Here is an 18,993-nt window from a genome sequence, read left to right as displayed (position 1 = left end):
CAACCTCCATCGCTTTCGTAGCTTCTCGTACTTCTCGGTAGACTTCTTGTCGACCGATCCGCATTACTGCGGCACACGCAACTATGTTGACAAACACCGCAGCAGACCGGGGCATTCCGTTACGTATCGATCTGCAACTGGACCGCGCCAGGTCGTTGGGTTTGGCTACGCCGGGGGTGGCGGAGGTACTGGCTCGGTATTCGGCGAGATCCTGATGCTGGCTGATTCTGGATTGGTCGCGGCGTTGTCTTCTTCATGCTTGCCAGTGACCATCGCCCGAGGCACAGGCAAGTAGTGATTCTTGAGCGGTACCAAGGGGCATGATTATCGACATTATTACTCCACATCTAGATATTACAACGACTCTATCCCTCCCTCGCCATAACGCCATGACGATTGTACTGGTGCCAAAATCCTACCCACATCAAAGCCTAGTTGACACCTTATTAACACAGTAATCGGAATTCTTAAACAAGACATCTGCGTCTAGTGAATAATGCCCTGCCCTTCCTTGCGCCTCAAGAATGCAGCTAACTGCGGGTACGATTTCAATTTTGCTATTTGACCGCACCCCTTATGTGTGCAGGCCAAATGATATCGATCAAGCATTGGGAGACTCTCTCCTCCTCTTTTTTCCCTGAGGTACATGGGAACAAAGTGAATAGGGCACGGAACATCCTGGTCTTCCTCTCCAAGATGCCCTGTGAGTCGCTTTATCGTTTGGGCTTGCGTTGTCTTTTGGCTGGCAATAGTGATTAAATCATCTTTACTAATCTCCAATTCAATGGCGTCATTATTGTGCAAAAGCGACAAATCTCTGGCTCTGAATGGCAACGTATTTTTGCACTGCGCATTAGAGTCATAGAAGCCTGTACATTGCCAGAAAAAATCGTCAAACTTCGGATCATCAACGGTACGGTGTTGAAGCTTCATCGGACGGTAGCATTGCTGGCATTTGCGATTAATCACCGCTACCCCTAAGTGATACTGCAGTTTGTGCTCCGTTCCCAGTATCAGCTTTGACTCTGAATATTTATCCGCGTTCTTCTCAAGATCATCTACAGCGTCTGCAGCCTTAATTTTTTCGTACTTATCATATTCTGCCGACCTGAGATCCAACAATTCGGCTAAAGACTCAGCATCTAGTCGAGATTTCGATTTTGCTATCGATCGTTCCCGGTCCGATATCTCCCTGTCTATATCCTTTAGATTGTCAATTACACATTTAGCAGAGGCTTCTGAGCGGCTTGGGGCGCTTGAGAACATCTCACCTGCAATCGCTTTCGCAGCAATGCTTACGACGGCTTCCGCAGCCTTGACGACAAAACTGAAGAGCCCACTGAAGAAATCGAACATAAAATTGCGACCAAATTTTGGTTGATGATGGAACTACAAAACTTTGCATACATTACGGCTCGAACTGAAACTGATGCCCATACCGAGATCGCAATTGTGGAACACATCAGCGTAGCAAACACTTTTCGTAATTCATTACTCTAAATACCGGCTCAGGCCGAAGTTGATCGGCCGATTCTGCTCTGCGAGATCAACTTCACCTAAATACGCAACCATTCACAAATCAGCGCTCAAACACATCCACCTTAGTCTCCAAGCACTTTCTCAAAGTCAAATCACTTGCTCCAATGCCAAACCAACTATCGGGCCGTTGGAAAAAATCCAGCCCTCGCCCGACTTTAATGGTCCAACCATTATCAATGCGGATTTCGCGGTCATGCAGGTGCTCATTCACATTAATTTCCAACTCGATATCAAGTTCCAATAGGCTTTGCTTTAGCTCGCTGAACCGATCTGACATCGCCTTTACATCGCAATCTTCGTCGTAGCTGGTTATTAAGCGTATCTTGCGAATTGTAGGCGTCTTAACGATGGCCTCGCAGAACCTAACAAAATTCTGTATTTGATGAGTCACTCGGATATACGGATCTTCAATTTCTATTGATTTAGCGCCAACCAAATATGGCCCTACAAGTGATTCGTAACTGTAGCCGGTTGCACCATAATGAATGGTATAGTGCTGCTCTATGAGCTCTCCTATTTCTGGTTCAATTGGAGACTCGACAACGACCTCTCCAAGAGATGTCGGCTCCTCAATTGCAGGCTCCGGAGACAACGAAGGTTTCGCTTTTTCTCCATCTTTATGCCCAGAGCCTTCCTGCATATGTATATCGCGCCGAATTGGTTCCTGCGTCGCTAAGGCGGAACGAGATTCCGGGCAGTGAACAACAACTTCATTACCATCAGAGCTAATATATGACAGGTTAATCTTGGCAAATTCGTCGTCCGATTTGCGCTTGTTCATCTGCTCTTTCACACGTCGACGGCACTCTACTGCGTACTCTACATATTGCCTGAACTCCTCATCCGAGGGCGCGCTTGATGGATGGAGTATTTTTAGGAAAGCAGCAACGGTTTTCTTAATGCCCTTTTCATCCCGCCCTTCAACGGATGCTCCTAACTGTATTCGCCGGTTGACCTCTTCAAACCGGTTGGTCTGCTTAAGCTGATGATGAAAGGCCTCAGCCAGGTAATCAGTAATAAATCCATAATTATTGGTTAAGAATTCACTACTGTTTTTGGGCATCTCCCAGCCAGGCAAATAGCAGGCAAAACGGTCCATGACAGCCAGATCAAACTCTTTGGGCAACGGTTGAAAAAGATCATAGACCTCGGAATTCACAATCTGACTGACGGAAAGATCAAGATTTCCAACGAAGGCCATTGATGCATCCGCAATCACCTCAACGCCGCGAGAAAAGCGACCATTCGCCATGAAGTCTTTCATGATTTGAATAGTGTCAGGGTCTTTTACTTTGATGCCACCGACTTCATCAAAAGCAACAGTATCCCAGTAACCAACTAACCCAATCTTCTTACGCTGGTTATTATAGAAAAGTGTCGCTTTTGTAGCCTGGCCACCGCTAATCAACGTGGAATATGGAGAAAATTCACTGAAGAAATAGGACTTACCCGTACCGCGAGGCCCAAGTTCGATAAAGTTATAGTTCGGTTCTACGAGGGGCATTAACCGAGCGATAAAATGCATTTTGACGCGAGTTGTTAGTTTACTGGGCTCCAAACCGACTGACCGAAGAACAATATCCAGCCACTCGTCACGAGAACACTGTTCTCTGCCTTCGCAATATTGATCAAACTTAAAACGACTGAGCTGTATAGGACGAAGGTCTTCGATATAGAAAGCATAATCATCGTCCTCAATTTCGTTATAGGAAATCGTGACCTCACACCAAAGCCCACCCTGTAAAAGACGATCATGATCACGGTAGAATTTTTCTGATATTGCAACACGGCGCGAATCAAAGTTTTCCAACGCTGCCCAATGTCGCCTGTCTTTCTCAACATAATTCACATGTACTTTATCTAAAAATTTGTACTTGCCCTTAGTGGCAACTTTTGACTGTGCCTTGTTTGCCTCATTGGGCCGCACATAGTTGTCATTGAGTGTTTCGAGGACTGCCTCCAATCCGCCCTGAATCTCGGCGTCATCATCACTAGCGCAATACCGTGCCAGCAAAAACTCCAGCACAAATGTAGGGACGTTTGTTCCCTTTTTGATACGGTGAAGCAGATCTTTTCTGACGACTTTGCCGTCAAATAGCCCTGTTACCTTTTTGTCTAATTCATCCATAACCTACACTGTGTAGTCGGTTTCTAAATTCAACTGGCAGAAAGCAACCATGGTGCTTGGATTGAGTGCTTTAACCTTGAATTTGCCTTCGTAATCCATCTGCATCTTCAAAGTAATTTGGACTTTGTCGCCACGCTTCAGCGTAATTGTGCCGGTAGCCGGATTAACCATCCCACCGGGTTTAGCCTCACCCACGACATTGCCTTTTTTGTCGTGCGCCTCGAGCAAAATTTCAAAGTCACTACCCACTGAGAAAAGATCCTGGGTATCGAGACCTATTTCGACAACGGGTAAGCGAGTCGTAATACGTTTTGCGCCATTCTTGTAATTTATGGAAACCGTTGCCTGCGAGACGGGCGCGCGCTCCGGTGCATTTAGCTGCAGAGTAATAACTGGTAGAACGCATTCCTGTAGCGAAGCACCACCGTGGTAGTAGAGCATTCCAGCTTTATAGGAGGCCATACTCAATGGCCCTGCGACACTGGCAAAATCACCTCGAATGCCCGCCTTCTCGGTACTCAGCAGATAGTGATGGCTATCGTTACTGCCTTCGCCCAGCAGACAGCGCTGGTGTTCGGTTAGCCAATCACCGGGGAGTTTGCTACACGTATCTCCAGCTCCAGCATGAGTGTTCATGAAAAATCCGTGATCCGTGGCAATCACGACTTCGTTAAAACCGGCATCTTTCAACATATGCACAGCCACCCGGATGCGCTTTAGTGCATTGATAATTTCGGTCGGCGCTGTGTCTGGATGATTTTCAAAATGACTGTCTATCTCTACCGAACGTAGGACGAGCAATTCAACATCGCCTTTCACCTCGAATCGATTACGTACAAACTCCTCTAAACGTCCTTCCTGGAAACGTTGTCCGTAACGCTTCCGGAGAATCTCCATGCGCTGACTGACGTTCGATACCGGTTGATCGCCCAGATGAGGGGTATATCCATTCTCTTTTTTTACCAAGCGCAGCCCAGTGCTTGCACCCGGTAGCAGACTTGCCATGCCCACTGGCGTGATACTCGGCAATTGGGCCAAAGCCGGTGTCAGCTCTACCTTTCCATCCTCAGCCAACTGCTTCTCCAGTGCCACACCCAACTCATAGCGCAGCGCATCGATCATCAAGTAAGCGACCTTGATTCCATTTTGTAGCAGCTTGGGAGCCACCAGCTTATCAAATACATCGCCGTTGGCCAGCCGCCCCGTGATCGGCCAGCCCGACTGTTGAAAGTGCCTGGTAAACAGCAGTTGTACCTTTTCAATCAACTTGCCGTACTGCTTGCGCGCCTGTTGCTGTACGGGCTGCATAATGCCCTGGGCGTCCTGCCAATCGTAGTCACTAACGGCTTGTTCAAATTCACGGTGCAGGCGATCAATCTCACGCAGTTGGCTGACATAAAAATCAATCAGACTTTCCATGCTGCGGGCATGATCACTCAACATTCGATCGTTATCCTGGCAGCATTTAGTCAACGCAAAGGCGGCTCGAACCAGATCCCACTGCGCCTGGCTTTCGCCCTTACCTGTCCAAACCGAGTGGGCTTGACGTCCCAGGACTATTTTTACCTTATCCGTATCATCTCGTGCCAAGGCCTCCATGGCGCGCAGTAAGAATGTACGCTCTTCAAAGGGAAAGGTATCCCGCTCACCCAAATCACCGATATGACCGCAGATACTGGATAAGTCCAACTCGGCCTCAATCGCCTCTGCTCGCTCAATGTAGATGTTCTGACGGCGGCGATCACTGCGCAACTGCTCGCACATGTCTTCTATGAGTGGTTTTGCCGCAATCGCTGCGCGCGGCACATCTTGCAATTCGGCAGGCAGTTCTTCGGGCAAGTCAAACACAAACTCACTGAACAGCACAAATCGCCATAGCTCATCCCCGATGGCCGACCAAGACTTTCCACGGGTTTTCAAGCCTAAACCTATACTGCCCTGCAGCAAGGCCTTAGCCTCGGACACCCATGAATCACTTTCCTTCAGCGATAACTGTTGTTTTTCATCAGGCACTAACAGAGCGAAAAGGATATCTCGCGTCGACTCTACCTTGAGCAACGCTCGCAAATTGGGCCAGCTCAAGCCACCACCAATGGCGTCTATCACCGCAAAACTGGGGTTCGAGTCTTGATTGAAAACCTCGCGCACCTGTGTCGTGTGATCAGGTTTTGCTTTGAGACATAGGCTGAGATAGTTGTCACCATCGCCACTAGGAAATACATCGCCGCAGGCGCCATACAGAGCGAAGGGATCTTTTTGCTTGTCTTCATCTTCCAGAGGCTTGGCAGCTGGCACGTAAACCAATAACTGCTCGATCTGATGGCTTCCTAATTTCCCCAAGGAAGCTATAGCCTCCGCCCGACTGTTTATGCTGGACTCTGAGCTGTCGACCACAGCTCTTTTGTCTGTTGCCATCTCCAGACAACTATCACGATAGCGTCGTTCTGGGTCATAAACCACCAGAACCTGTTGCTTCTCTAAGCGAGGCTCGAAGACCTTCTCTTGGATAAATTTCCGTATGCTCATGAATTTATTACGCTTTTATCCCGTTCACGCGTTGTCGCTCACGGATGAGCGATAATTCTATTTGTAGCTCATATAGAGAAATAAATGAGCCACAAAATGGTTTGTCGTTATTCTACGAGCAGATAAACCAGTTGTCGATCATTATTCACGATATGTGATCTAGAAAGTATCAATTCCTTCAGCAAGATTCAGTAGCTCGGGAAAGCAGTACACAGTGGCCCGTCTACCGGCCCCCCTACGCAATGGCTTGGTAATTTTTTCAGCAGCCAACTCATTGAGCAAACGCTTCGCTGTGGCTTCTGGTACACCTGCATGCCCTACGAAGTCAGTGGACTTGAAAATGGGGCGTTCAAAAATCCAGTCGAGGGCATGAATCGCATATTGCGAACGGGTTACTTCCACTACACGGCCTTTCATCGTGTTGTACAGCCCCAATATACTGTTGGCTTTAGACTGATTCAGTTCTGCCTGTGCCTGGATAGCACTCAGAAAAAACACACACCATTGCGTCCAGTCCTGATTAGCTGAGACATTCAGCAATTGGTCGTAGTACTCGTCACGGTTGGCTTCGAAGAACGCGGAGATATAGAACATTGGCGCCTGAATCAGTCCACGCTGCCAGAGAAACAGTGGCACCAGCATACGACCCAAACGACCATTACCGTCTAAAAAAGGGTGCAGGGCTTCAAACTCCGCATGCAGCACGGCAAGCTGCACAAGAACATCGGCTTCTTCACTGTGGATGTACTTCTCAAATGCTGACATACCGTCAGGTAACTTGTCGGCGCTAATGGGCACAAAACGAGCGTTATCAATCGTGCAACCGTGCGGGCCAATCCAATTGGGAATCTTGCGGTAGTCCCCAGGGCTTTTGTTGGCCCCACGCACACCGCTCATCAGCACTTCATGGGTTTCGCGAATGACTCGTTGTCCCAGCGGAAGTTTTTTCAACATCGTTTCTGCCTGCCTAACCGCAGAGCGATAATTCAGTACCTCTTGAATATCGGCTTTACGATCAGCGGCAAATTCCGTAGTGTCATTCTCGCCCTGAGCTTCGTATTGCAAAACCTCGCCCATGGTAGCCTGCGTGCCCTCGATGCGAGACGACAAAACCGCTTCTTGGGTAGTCAATGGGCTAAGTAGCACCGACGCATTGGGAATCGCCTGCAAGGTGCCGTCATACCGAGCAATAGCCGCATTAGCCGGGCCAATAAGTGGAATGAGCTTTGACCAGTCAATGGATTTAGGTGGGAAATGCCCGTAATGATAGCTAACGGTCATGCGTTCCGTCCGTACTTAACAATGCCGCCCAGATCGAATCCAGTGATGGCTGTTCACCTGCGGCAAGATGAATCACTGCCTGATGAACGAGCTGCGCTCTATTACGCATGAAAGAGTCGAAATCAACGACCAGTTTGGACTTCAGAGCTTCACCTTCTAGCCCCTTGTAATGGGCTTTACTCAATAATTCGAAGGATACCAAGTGGGTTTTCAGCCGATTGGATACCGCCTTTTCATCGGCCCATTGAACTCGCTCTTTCAGGTAATCCAGAGGGTCCTTTCGACCGATAATACGGTTAGTCTTCCACGTAATGAGAGCGCAATTAAGGGCGCGGTAGCTATCGATACCCGCGGCAGACAACAAGGCATCAGGGAAGATATGATGGTATTCCCGCTTTTGAATACTCTCAAACGAGGCATGCCTGCCATCGGCAAAATCCTGGCCACCAAAATAGTTCGACACCGCCAGAATACCCCTGGCCTCAATGCCAACCTTTTTCGGCCAACCAGCTGCCATCAGCGCATCCACATCCGCCAGCTCGTGCTCTTTGCGATTAAAGACCGGGACTTCGGATAAGGTATTTTCATCAAAACCCTGTTTATTCAAGAAGGCTTTGATTCCCCGGTGCTTATCTTTAACACCAATAAAGTCAGCATAAGCTCTGGATGCAGCAGAGTTTTCGTATCGGTCGGTAAAAAAAGATGACCACAGATAGGCACGCAACAATTTTTCGGCCTTGGCAACAAAATCGCCATGTTCTGGCACCAAGTCATAGGCTGCGGCGACGACAGCCAATACATTGCTCGTAGGCAATCGCGCTTCATCAAAGATTGCCTGACTTTCCAGCAGGTTGGCCATACGTTCCAAACCAAGCTCAAGCTTCTCCCAGTTATCGAGCAGTACCTGCTTATCCATCTCGACCATGCCCTTGTTGTTGGGTATTTTCTCCTGCAACAATGCAGAAGTAGCCAATATCAAGTTTCTCACATCGCCGAAGCGGGCTGCCTTGGGACACTTACTCACGAGGTGCTCCTCGAGGTCATGCAAGGACTTACCAGCCACACTCTCTACTTCAGCGACGATAATGTCGTACAACGACAATGGCTTGCTGCTGGTATTCATATTGATAAAAACCTGCAGCGCTACATCTTTAGGGGTGTTTGATGGCAAAGAAAGATACGGTAGATTGAAATGAGTGACTCTCTCACGCAAAGTAGAGATATCTTCCTTTAGCTTTTCTTTAGTCGCGGTGTAAACCTTATACTTCTTTAGTGCTTCCGAGTCGTTCTCATCGGGCTCCAGCTCTTGTGTTGCTTTTCCTATCCATGCATCGACAGCAGCGGAATTATCTCCTGGACATAGCAAGTCGATTGGGAACAATCCGCGCCCAAGGCATTTCGAAGGATCATCAGTCCATACTGGGCGACGAGAACCTTTTTTGCTAGTCCAACGACTCTGGCAATTGACTTCGATTTCTTCAGACTGCTTCGATTCGCGTTGATCGAATTGCGGCAGATATATAAAGTAATCCTCCGAATCGTAGTTGTTGTGCATAGCGCGCCAGAAAGCGGTAAGACGCTGTTGACCATCGAGCAAATGTTGCGTCACGCCACCTTGCAATGCAGGTTCAGCAGAAACAATATAGCGCGAGATAAATTTTTCTTCCCCCGCCACCTCCAATGCCAACGTTACCCCGACAGGTAAATTATTGATGATGGTGTTGAGGAAGCTTGTTATACGACCACGATCCCAGGCTTCGTAGCGCTGGAAACGCGGCAGTTTGATCTGGCCCTGCTGGATATTCTGGAACCACACACCCAGTGCTCGATCCTGAGCTTTACTGGACTGCTGCATGATGCTCATGCGTTCATTTCCGCGATTTTCGCCTGAACCAGAGCATTCACTTCAGCACCGGACAACTCCTTAGGCTTCCATTCTAGTTTGGTTTCGACAGTCGTCTTTCTACCTTTTTTAACTGGAACTTCAACTTCATGCCAGAAGACATGTTCCACATCATGGGCGATGGCCAGACTGTGGTCCTGATGGCATTTGCGCAGCACGCGTTCAGGCCAAATATTGCATGCTAAATGTGTCCAGTCGTAGTCGCCTTTTTCCAAGCGCTCCCAGGTTTCTTTAAGCTTCTTTTGCCACGCTGTATGCTTGAAAAGCCTCCATAACGGTGCTGTAGTAATTTGAACCCCATCGTTTAGGTCAGGGCTCCAGGATTTCGCAATGCGTAATAACTCGTCGCGGAAATCTTTAAGCTCCTCCACTAAATCCGTTACGCGTGCAAGCTCCGCTTCCTCATGCCTGTTGCGATGAGACTTACCGCTCAATACAATTAGCTCTTCCGAAGCTATCGTTAGGCTTCCACTTGGCCCGTCTAAAAAATCGTTTACACAAGTGTAGAGCGATTCTTTTGACATCGCCGAATAATAAAACCAGAGAGTCAAACTTTTGGATTGGGATTGCAATGGCAGGTAAATGGGTGCTTTCCGTCCATTTTTAGTGTAGCGTGTTAGATGATAATCAAAAAATTTACTACTATTAGTGAGATAATCTTGTAAGGCACTTGGCGATGAAACCAGCGCTATAAGCTGCGGATCAACAGAAGTTCTCTTTTTGGCTACACTATCTAGAAATTGAAGCAGTTTTTCGGACAGAACATTCAGATGTTTACCCGCATCAATCGCGATAACAGGCTCAGATAGATTGCTAATAGAAACCGCTTCAGGACAAAGTGATTCTTTCGAAAATGGATCTATCGCAGCCAAATTAGTCATGGCGGCATCTTCATTAATTGGCTTCCATCTCCCAAATACCAAGCCAAAAAGATAAGAAAATCCATCTTGAAAGTCGTACTGGTACCAGTTCGTCGTCCGTCTTGAATTCCATTTTGGATTAATCTGCTCCTCAATGAATGTTAAATCCGAGTGATCAAGATTTAGTTCTTTCAGTAGAACTTCGCTAGCATCAGTTTCACTGGAAATAATCGCCGTTAATGCCTCATCCCTAGTATTTTCATATTCTGAAACGCTCAAACACGGACGAAGAAACGCATGATCAACCTCATCAAATGACGCAAGCTTTCGTACATTCGCATAGTTCATGTGTGCATTTTTCGAAAGCTGAGACTGCTCTTCAGAGTTTAATTCAGGAAAAGGAATCCTCGCAACATCACCTTCTTGATACTGAGGATCGATAGCTAAACGCTCTTTTCTCAACGAAACCAAGAATTGACATATAGGCGTATTGATGGCTTGCATTAAAGCAGAATTATCAATTTCGGTACCAAAAATCCCCTTGCCAGCAACACTGAAATACCCACCCGCAGGAATAACGCTGGTTCTTAAAAACGTCGTTCTCTGCCCGAAAGTCAAGCCCGGTTCGAAATAGCTGTTTTCAGGATGCAGAACCCAATCTAGATTCCCTTTTAAGTAAGGGTATTTCTGAGTCAAGTTGGCCCTTATTTCTGATAAATTATCAATATCCTTTAGTACTAACTCAACATCAGAATAATATGCCGTCAACTCCCCACCTTTTGCATATGGCTTCCATCTAGATTCATCCCGAGGAACTTCCCACCACCCTCTGGAATAACGATACTCATCTCTTGGAGCTAGGCCCATTTGCACGCTTGCGTACGTGCTATCTAAGGGCTTTAGATAAGGCAAGGCATTTAGGAATTTGTTACTTACCCAGTAACATAGCGGAGCGTCAGGCAACTTAACAAAGTCAACCAATTTTCTCATTCTCACCCTTGTATTATCAAAATTCAATGCTGCGAGATCGCTTAAAACCTCTTCCTTATCTTCAATGTCATGGAACATGCCGAAAACAGCATTAGAATCTAAACCTTTTTCATTTCTAACTACGTAGCATGCCGTTTCATTCATTGCATCATCAAGAATTCCCTCACCTAGATCTGCCATGAATACGATTTGACTTTCTCCTAAACAGAACTTTCTCCGCCATTCGGCTAAGGAATACAGATAAAAACAAGTGCGAGAGGATATCGCACCAAACAAGCCATTGGGCACTACAATATTCAAAGCCCGTGTATAAAACGATGAGCCTAGTTCGTCCACACCTGAGCCTGGATACTCACTATTTAGGTACTTTGACACTGACTTATTTCCCTTCCCAAAAGGAGGATTCATTAAAACCACATCAAATCTCTTGCTACACAGATCAATAAAAGCGAATCCCTCAGCTGCATCTTCAGCAAAAAGTCGCTTTTGATCGGAGTTATACTCGGCCTTGTCCGCATAATCGCTAAGTGCGCCAAGAATCAACTGCTCAGCTCCATCCCAAAACGATATATCATCAATTCCACTTAGATCGAAATTCAGCTTTTTCTGTGGTTTAGACTCATCCAACTCTGCCTGAAACATATCCCCGACAACGTGAGACCCAGACCGCGCCTGCCACTGGTCTCGCGCCTGATGAATTGATGACTGAATTTCCTCCTCAATTTTCAACAAAGTGCCGGCTTCTCCGGCGAATTGCATCTTTTCGAATACGGCTTCCAGTAATTGGCCCAACACAGGTGGTGTAAGGGAACTGGCGAATTCTTGGAGTAGCACCTTTTCACCTGGCATTGGCTCGGCGCAGACGATATTGGATCTTCTAACTGCGGGGCGCTGAAGTGATTTAACCCCCTGCTGTTGCCAGGCGCGTTGGGCACGCTGCCAAAGCGAAAGCCCGGCGATTTGCACTGCACGTGGATCGATATCCACCCCATGGATATTGTGCTCAATAATCAGTCGTGGGATCTCGTTCTTGTAGGCTTCAAAGCTTTCAAAGGTTTCCTGAAGAGGTTCTAAATCACCCTCACGGGATAAACTTTTTGCACCCAATTCAGCTTCTATCTGCCAGGCCTCCTCGTAGATTCGCTCGAATAAATCAAAGGCATAAAGACCGAAGTGCATAGAACCACAGGCAGGGTCCAGCATGCGAATGCAGCGTGGGTCTTTCATTGCGCGGTGAGGAATGTAGACAGGCTGCTTTAGCAACTCTTCCTGGCTTAGGGATTCCTTCTCAGCATCTTCATGTTTTACTGGTGCTTGTTTTCCTGATTTTAGGAAACATTCTGCAGGTCGGCGCACTAGGTAGCGACAGCTATCAACCAGTTGCGTATTGCCCTGTGTCATCTCGTACCAAATTCGCCCTAGTGTATTGTCAGTCAAAAATTCAACAACATAGCGCGGAGTGAAAAACTGGTTGCGAACCGCCAGCTCACGGCTGTTCCGCGGCGTCTGCGACTGGGTTCGCATTATTTTCCGTTCTTTCTGTGAATTGAAATATTGGTATATCCAGCCGATGGTTTCGTCTTCCGCCCACAGTGGTCCGATTTCGTGGTGGTTGATGAGAGCAATTAACTCTAATAGCGCCGGCTCCCTTGGAAACAGCCTACCCTGAGCACTGTGACGGTCGAATAACACCTTCAGATCCAGGCTAAATTCATCGAACACGCTGTAGAGGTATTTGCTATAGGCGTCCCCGGTATCACCCTGGGCAGTGCTAGCTAACTGCTTATAAAGTTGAAACCCTTTGGAATTGTAACCCTTGGTAATGGATTCCAATAAAAAGCCGCGTGCCTCCGCCATTTTCAGTGCCGCCAAGCGATTTAATACAGTAAATGCTTGCTCGCGCACTATGCGAGTCAGTGCCTGCTTGGAACGATCCGCTTCACTTCTACCATGGGTTGAAGCGAGATAGTGTGCCAGCGTATCGCGCAGAATTAGCGCTGTTTGACGCTGACGGTTATCCAGATGAGTCAGAGAATTAACCACTGCTACAGACCCGGCTTTTGGGTCTAGGCCGTAAGTTGCCTGCAACTGCCGAGTAAACTCTTCGGTCAGCAGATCGCGTGCGTCATTGACAAACTTTTGCAAGCGATTACGCGTGCTGTGATCAAAGGCCATTTAGGTAAGTGACTCTTCTTAAGTGTTCATTGGGTATGTTAAGCATCGTCATTTTTACCATCAGCGCCAGTATCAAGTTTGATTGATAGCTCAAACTCGTGGGCGTATTTCAGCTCGCCCCGCAACTTCTGCAGCTCAGCGATCAGGGCATCCAGATCTTCGAGAGAGGTAATCTGATGCCTGGGGTTAAGTGTCCTGGTGATCTTCTTTTTCCCTTCTTTGACCGCCCGCTCTTGCTCCGCGCGCAATTTGTCTTGCATGCGCTGCTGGCCAATACGCTGGATACGCTGTTTGATTTCCTGCACCATATTTTGGATGGCGTATTCCTGATTTACGAGCGAACGAAGACCACTTAAATCTGCACTGGCAGTCACGATCAGTTTTTCCAGATCAGATAGCAGGTTGTTTTGTTCCTGCTGAGTCAGTTCCGTCCATTCAGACAATCGACGCAAGTCTTGTTCGGCGTCTGCTATGCGCTGCTGTTGCTCATTTTGCAAAGCTATGGCGATATCTCGCACGCTGGACTTCAAGGTGGTTAAGCATCCAGCAAACTCGGTGCTGTACTTGAAGAAATTCGCATGGTTTAACCACTCCACCAATCCCGCAAGCTCTTCCTTTAATTCACTCTTAAGCTGACCCGGTAGACCGCTGGCAGGTAAGTTTTCTATCTCCCTGCGATGCTGCTGTAGCTCTGCCAGAGCCTGTTCCAAGCCATGCTCCAATGCTCGCTTTAGCTCGGCAGCCCATTTGAGGCTCGCATAGAGCTCAGACTCTTCAGCCCCCAATCGCTGTGGGGCATCGGAGGCATCGGTGAAGAGAATATCGTTAATATCCTGACTGAGGCTTTCCAAGCGACTAGACCCAGGCAATTTCAAGCCCTTCAGCTTTTCTGCCAGCGGGCCGTACTGGTGTTGCAACTGTGGAAACAATTTGGTGGTCGCTTTGCTGATATCGTCCTCCAACGGCACGACCATGTCACCACTGAGCTCTGTCAGGCGTGCGGCCGCCTTCGCCAGCAACTCGTTGCTCGGCCTCTCTTCGCGCAGCGATACACCCACTGGTTTAAAGGCGTTATTGGTTTTCAACGCATCAATAGCATGCTGACCATTGACTGTGACTTCCCGGCCTGCAACTTTGAGTTTGATCTCCCCGGCAGCCAGCATGGCCGCAAGCAAGTAGCGGAGGGTATCTTGCGACCAGCCAAAAGGTGCATCGGTAAACAGGTCGATCAGGCGCTTACCCTCGATGGAGCCCTGCCTTTCGATCATGTCTCGAATACTGGTAATGGCTTTATGGCCAGTATTGATAGAAGGCCTGCCACCTTGTGTTTGCACTAAGTTCAGGGGGTCAGTCGCAGCAGTTACGCCACTCAAGTTGCCTAACCGAAGGAATTTCTCAGCTAGATCAGTACTCGCACGCACGGGCGCTTCGTCGTTACGCTCAAAGACTTGTTCGGCCACACTGGCGAGCTGTTTGCGAGCGGCTTCGATAAGATCTTGATTGATAGTCTCTACCGCGGTAACTTCTCCCCGAAAGATAAACGAACCCTGTACCAGGCTCCGCTTTATCAACCGTTCCAATTCACCCATCAGGCGATTTGCGCGATCAATTTGCCCTTTACAATATTCTTTAACCTCTTGGTCTGGTTCATTTCGGTACTTATGTACAATTTCTTTACTGCGGTATATTTCTGCGGTTAGTTCTTCCATCTCAGGCGACTTTCGACCGAATAAGAAAATCGTGTAATTTGAACTTTTGTGGCGGCTCTCGTCGGTCAGCCTGGCCTTTGCAGCTGCGTAATCTGTGGGGTCAACCAGCTCTACAACCGTCTGCACGGGGTTGCGCTCACCTGCCAGGGTAACTGGCACGCCACCAGCCGTTTGTGCTTTGAGGCCTGTTTGTACCGATAAGGTGCCATTCAACTGGGTGGACGGCAGCGGTGAATAGGCTTCGCCGAGTGTTTCGTTCTGAATGCGGCGCAGCTCCACCGCCCGTAATGGGATCGTACCGCGCTCTTGTTCGATGTCATTTAGTTTTTCACTGTGAAATCTTAATTGACCGTCTTGCTCGCCCAATGGCACAAATGCATCGCTAATGAGATCTTCTACCGCTTTTTTTACTTGATCTGCGGCCGACGCATCGGCAATACCGCCATGCATCAGGCTGGTGACGTTTTGTAGCGAAATCGGCAAATTTCCTAGGATTTGCAGCACACAAATCGTCTTTGCAATGTCCTGATGAAGCTTGGAGTCTTTAAAGTGAATATTGACCACTTTCCCCACCGATTGGTAGAGCGACAGGTAGCCTTTTTCAATGTCTTTCTTGAGCGCATCGAACAGCGTAACCGTGGTGGCTAACCATCCCACAGGTTGGTCGGCAATAGGCGTACTGTGATCAGGCCCCTCAACCAGGACGTCTTGAATCACCTTTATCGCAGAACGCAGCCCTATGCCGCCAGTTGACTTGGCTAAAGCGCCCAACAGGTGCAGCAAAATATCGAAATGTGCTGGCAGGAACGGGTACAGGTTGATAAATGTTTGTTTGTCGAAATCAGCGCCATAGACACGTGCGTCCACCAGCTTGGTGTTATGCCTCAGTGCCTGGCCATGCTTGTCGAAAAGACTGCCTAACTCCGCTTCGCCCGCTGGAGACTTGCCCAACAATCGGCTATAGCAAATCTCTTTGATATCGTTGGCTTCCAAGTCAATCTGTATCGGAAAGCGATCTTTCAGCTTATATAACTCTGGGGAGTTAAGAGAGGCTTTAGGGTCATCCTCAGTCAGCGTTTGCTGGGCAGTACCGATAATCCAGACTTTGCCGTCACCAATGTTCTTCAGATTCTTGGCCAGACCGTCCAGATTCAAAATCAGGTTTTGGCGAGAACCCACATACTGCCCGACTTCGTCCACGATAAAGATGATGTATTCTTTACCTGTTGCCTCGCGAGCGATGGCCAACATCTCCTCCACTTGCTGGTCCGTAAATACGACCCAGTCTTCCGTGACAGTTGAGAACGACTCCGGAGTTTTGAACAAGTTGGGGTACATCTGGTGAGCAATTTCAGGCACCACACTGTCTACCACAAGAGGATCGTTACGATAGTTCGCCCATTGTTCACCATCTAGCTGCTCTGCAAAGATGTTGAGGAACTCTTCATACCGGTCTTCTTTTTTTAATCTGCGTTCGAAAGCGGCGACCTTCAGATTCTGCGAATACCCAGCCCACTCAAGAATCTTATAATAAAGAACTGTTGACACTTCTTTCATACTCGCATCGGCGAGCTGAGTGCTGGCTAAATCCAGCATAACCACCGCCGCAGGAAAGCGCTTGGCTACGGTAGACAACAACTGTTTTGTCTTCTGCTTCTTGAAACGATTATGCAGATGTTGAATGAACGGCGTGCCATCAATAGTGACAGTTTCGTCAAATGCTAAACCGAGATACTTAGTGAATGAGCTTTTACCAGAGCCATAGAAGCCCGACACCCAGACACCGACTTCATTCTCGCCACCGGCTTCCATAGACGCCTGCATTTTACCCAACAGTCTTTCAAACTGCTCTTCTATGCTTTCGGTAACCACATACTCGGATATCTCAGCCTTTAGGCGTCTCTCCTGAGACGCACTGTAAGTAATAACCTTTTCGATGGAGCGATAAATATCCTTATTGCTGTCGAATAGCTGTTTAATTTCCATCGTTTTTCCTGAAACAGATTAAGCTCAACCTACCCACCCACATGGACAGAGCGATAGTTACCATCTTCTGGGTAGAAGCCCAGGAACTTGAGCTGGGTTTTCCCGGTTCTCGTACCAGGATAGAAAAAGACTGTAGGCACATGAAATTTTCCCTGCAGCTGACTCTCAATTGATCCAATGCGCATATAGGGGTGAAGCGCCTCAACGTCAGTCACTAATAGAATGGTATTGGGCTGACCCTCCAACTCATGAAGTACCTCTTCAAGTCGGTTCTGCAAAGCACCTTTGCTGAGTGCATTGGCTAAAGATTTATTGGTCTTATCCCATTGCTGGGGAGCTTTGCCATCAGCCTTTATCCATATTTTTCTCAATGGTGCCGCATCAAGGATCTGCTGGACTTCTATCGCAATCGAAAACTTATGCACAATCCAGCCTTCGTTACGAAGTTTCGCCTCCCACGCTGGCATCTGCCTCTTTACCTCCAAGATCGAGGCAGGCGAAAAAACCATGTAGAAAATGGGCTCGAAGCTAGCATGGCCAAAATCCCGGCCTGCTTTAATTCGATCAATCAACTCATAGAAATCAGCTTTGAGTGATGACATCAATCACGTCCTCCATGGTTTTTAACTGCCAACCGATACGCGTTACTTCGCCAGCAGATTGAACGATAATCCAGCCGTTTTTTGCCAAGCCTTTAAGTTCTTCACGCACGTCGGAGGCATCGAGACCAAACAGTGCCCAAGTTTTATGATTGATCATCGCACTGTCACCCAGGCCTTCGAAGTGGAGTTTGTAGGCAAGGTAAAGCACAGTAAATTCTTGAATACGCACTGGTTGAATAGCGCGCTTTGCCCCACGTCTCGAAGACAATAGGCCGTAATCTGCGCAGCAACTCATGAGATAGGATGCCATACGTTTAATCGTGGAATCCGACCAGGGCTTTTGCGTTTTACCCTCTCTCACGGCATGAACCACAAACTCCTTTGCATCATCAGTCTGAATCGAGTCGCGCCCACCGGTGTAACGGTCCCAGTAGATTTCTTGAATGAAGTCTTGCAGAATCTCATTGGCCCCTGCCGTATAAATCAGAAACAGTTGATTCATCGTCGAAGACGGTAAGCACGTTGCTAAAGGCTTCAGATAGTTTGCCGCTTTTGTCTTGATATATCGAGGCGCAAAACACTCAATTACGATATTGCGCAATCTTCTCGCTGAGACGAGGGGAAACAGCCCCGACTGCAGAGATTTCTCATAAAGAAAATTCGCAGTCAAATCCTTTTCATACAATGACAACAGCAACTTAGTCTCGTTTACAAGGCCTAGCCCAGCTTGCAACTGTGTTGTGTATGTGGACCTACTCGCGTTCACTAAGCTTCCCTCATATAAGGGAAGCACTTGTAAGCGCCCGTAAATGCTTTCAAGTAGTGACTAGTAGAAAGTTGGACCATGTCATTCAGGGCCGCATCCGAATAATTACCAACGACAACTGGCCCCTCAACCTTTTCGGCATCCATCACACACAGCTCACTCAGTCGTGCTAACGCAGCTTCACTGCTCCCTAACACGGAGTTCATCAGCTCTTTGCTAGAGTCGGTCGCGACTACTTTAGCGGCGGCGCGCTCCAATGAATCCGGCAATCGATACAAATGAAAATTAGCGCCCACACCGATGTGTTCATCATGCACAAGCATCGCGGCCTCGCTGACACCGTGATAACGGGCGAGCATGGTTGTTCGGGGGAACACTGGGGCCAAAAATGCTTCACTAGTTGCACCGATAAAGCTACTACCCCACCAATTGTGTTGGGTCTTTTCACCGAGGAACCCGACTAACAACCGAAGCTCAGCGAGCGACTCAACTATGTTATTTTTCATTATAATTCAGAGAGTTAATAGA

General features: G+C 47.9%; 11 protein-coding genes. 1 reads left to right on the top strand and 10 read right to left on the bottom strand.

The window, feature by feature from the left end; all coding sequences use genetic code 11:
* A partial coding sequence (locus ACUNV4_RS28925; RefSeq protein WP_430882151.1) for a hypothetical protein occupies positions 1 to 295 on the top strand: 295 nt, incomplete at its 5' end.
* Positions 296 to 486: 191 nt separating this feature from the next.
* Here the strand turns inward: ACUNV4_RS28925 and ACUNV4_RS28920 are convergent.
* From ACUNV4_RS28920 to ACUNV4_RS28875, 10 genes are all read right to left on the bottom strand, one after another.
* Entirely contained in the window at positions 487 to 1,356 is an 870-nt protein-coding gene (locus ACUNV4_RS28920) for a hypothetical protein (RefSeq protein WP_430882150.1), read from the bottom strand.
* A 223-nt stretch (positions 1,357 to 1,579) separates the two neighbouring features.
* On the bottom strand, positions 1,580 to 3,667 hold the full coding sequence (gene brxL, locus ACUNV4_RS28915; protein WP_430882149.1) for a BREX system Lon protease-like protein BrxL: 2,088 nt from the start codon (positions 3,665 to 3,667) through the stop codon (positions 1,580 to 1,582).
* A 3-nt stretch (positions 3,668 to 3,670) separates the two neighbouring features.
* Complete coding sequence (locus ACUNV4_RS28910; protein ID WP_430882148.1) at positions 3,671 to 6,193, bottom strand: PglZ domain-containing protein; 2,523 nt, start codon at positions 6,191 to 6,193, stop codon at positions 3,671 to 3,673.
* A gap of 159 nt (positions 6,194 to 6,352) precedes the next feature.
* Positions 6,353 to 7,474: a Fic family protein gene (locus tag ACUNV4_RS28905; RefSeq protein ID WP_430882147.1), complete on the bottom strand. Its 1,122-nt coding sequence runs from the start codon at positions 7,472 to 7,474 to the stop codon at positions 6,353 to 6,355.
* Positions 7,464 to 9,338: a GmrSD restriction endonuclease domain-containing protein gene (locus tag ACUNV4_RS28900; protein WP_430882146.1), complete on the bottom strand. Its 1,875-nt coding sequence runs from the start codon at positions 9,336 to 9,338 to the stop codon at positions 7,464 to 7,466. Before ACUNV4_RS28900 ends, ACUNV4_RS28905 begins: the two co-directional genes overlap by 11 nt.
* Complete coding sequence (gene pglX / locus ACUNV4_RS28895) at positions 9,335 to 13,402, bottom strand: BREX-1 system adenine-specific DNA-methyltransferase PglX (protein WP_430882145.1); 4,068 nt, start codon at positions 13,400 to 13,402, stop codon at positions 9,335 to 9,337. Before pglX ends, ACUNV4_RS28900 begins: the two co-directional genes overlap by 4 nt.
* 38 nt (positions 13,403 to 13,440) lie before the next feature.
* Entirely contained in the window at positions 13,441 to 17,097 is a 3,657-nt protein-coding gene (brxC, locus tag ACUNV4_RS28890) for a BREX system P-loop protein BrxC (RefSeq protein WP_430882144.1), read from the bottom strand.
* Positions 17,098 to 17,126: 29 nt separating this feature from the next.
* On the bottom strand, positions 17,127 to 17,699 hold the full coding sequence (locus tag ACUNV4_RS28885; protein ID WP_430882143.1) for a BREX protein BrxB domain-containing protein: 573 nt from the start codon (positions 17,697 to 17,699) through the stop codon (positions 17,127 to 17,129).
* A complete protein-coding gene (locus ACUNV4_RS28880) occupies positions 17,680 to 18,465 on the bottom strand; it encodes a BrxA family protein (RefSeq protein ID WP_430882142.1) in 786 nt (261 codons plus the stop codon). The genes ACUNV4_RS28885 and ACUNV4_RS28880 overlap by 20 nt, the downstream gene beginning before the upstream one ends.
* Positions 18,465 to 18,971, bottom strand: coding sequence for a BrxE family protein (locus tag ACUNV4_RS28875; protein ID WP_430882141.1), 507 nt, complete (start codon positions 18,969 to 18,971; stop codon positions 18,465 to 18,467). The genes ACUNV4_RS28880 and ACUNV4_RS28875 overlap by 1 nt, the downstream gene beginning before the upstream one ends.
* Between the last annotated feature and the right edge of the window lie 22 nt (positions 18,972 to 18,993).

Source organism: Granulosicoccus sp. 3-233, from assembly GCF_052681095.1.
The sequence above is the reverse complement of the archived record's forward strand: the minus strand, read 5'-3'. Positions and strand labels throughout refer to the sequence as shown.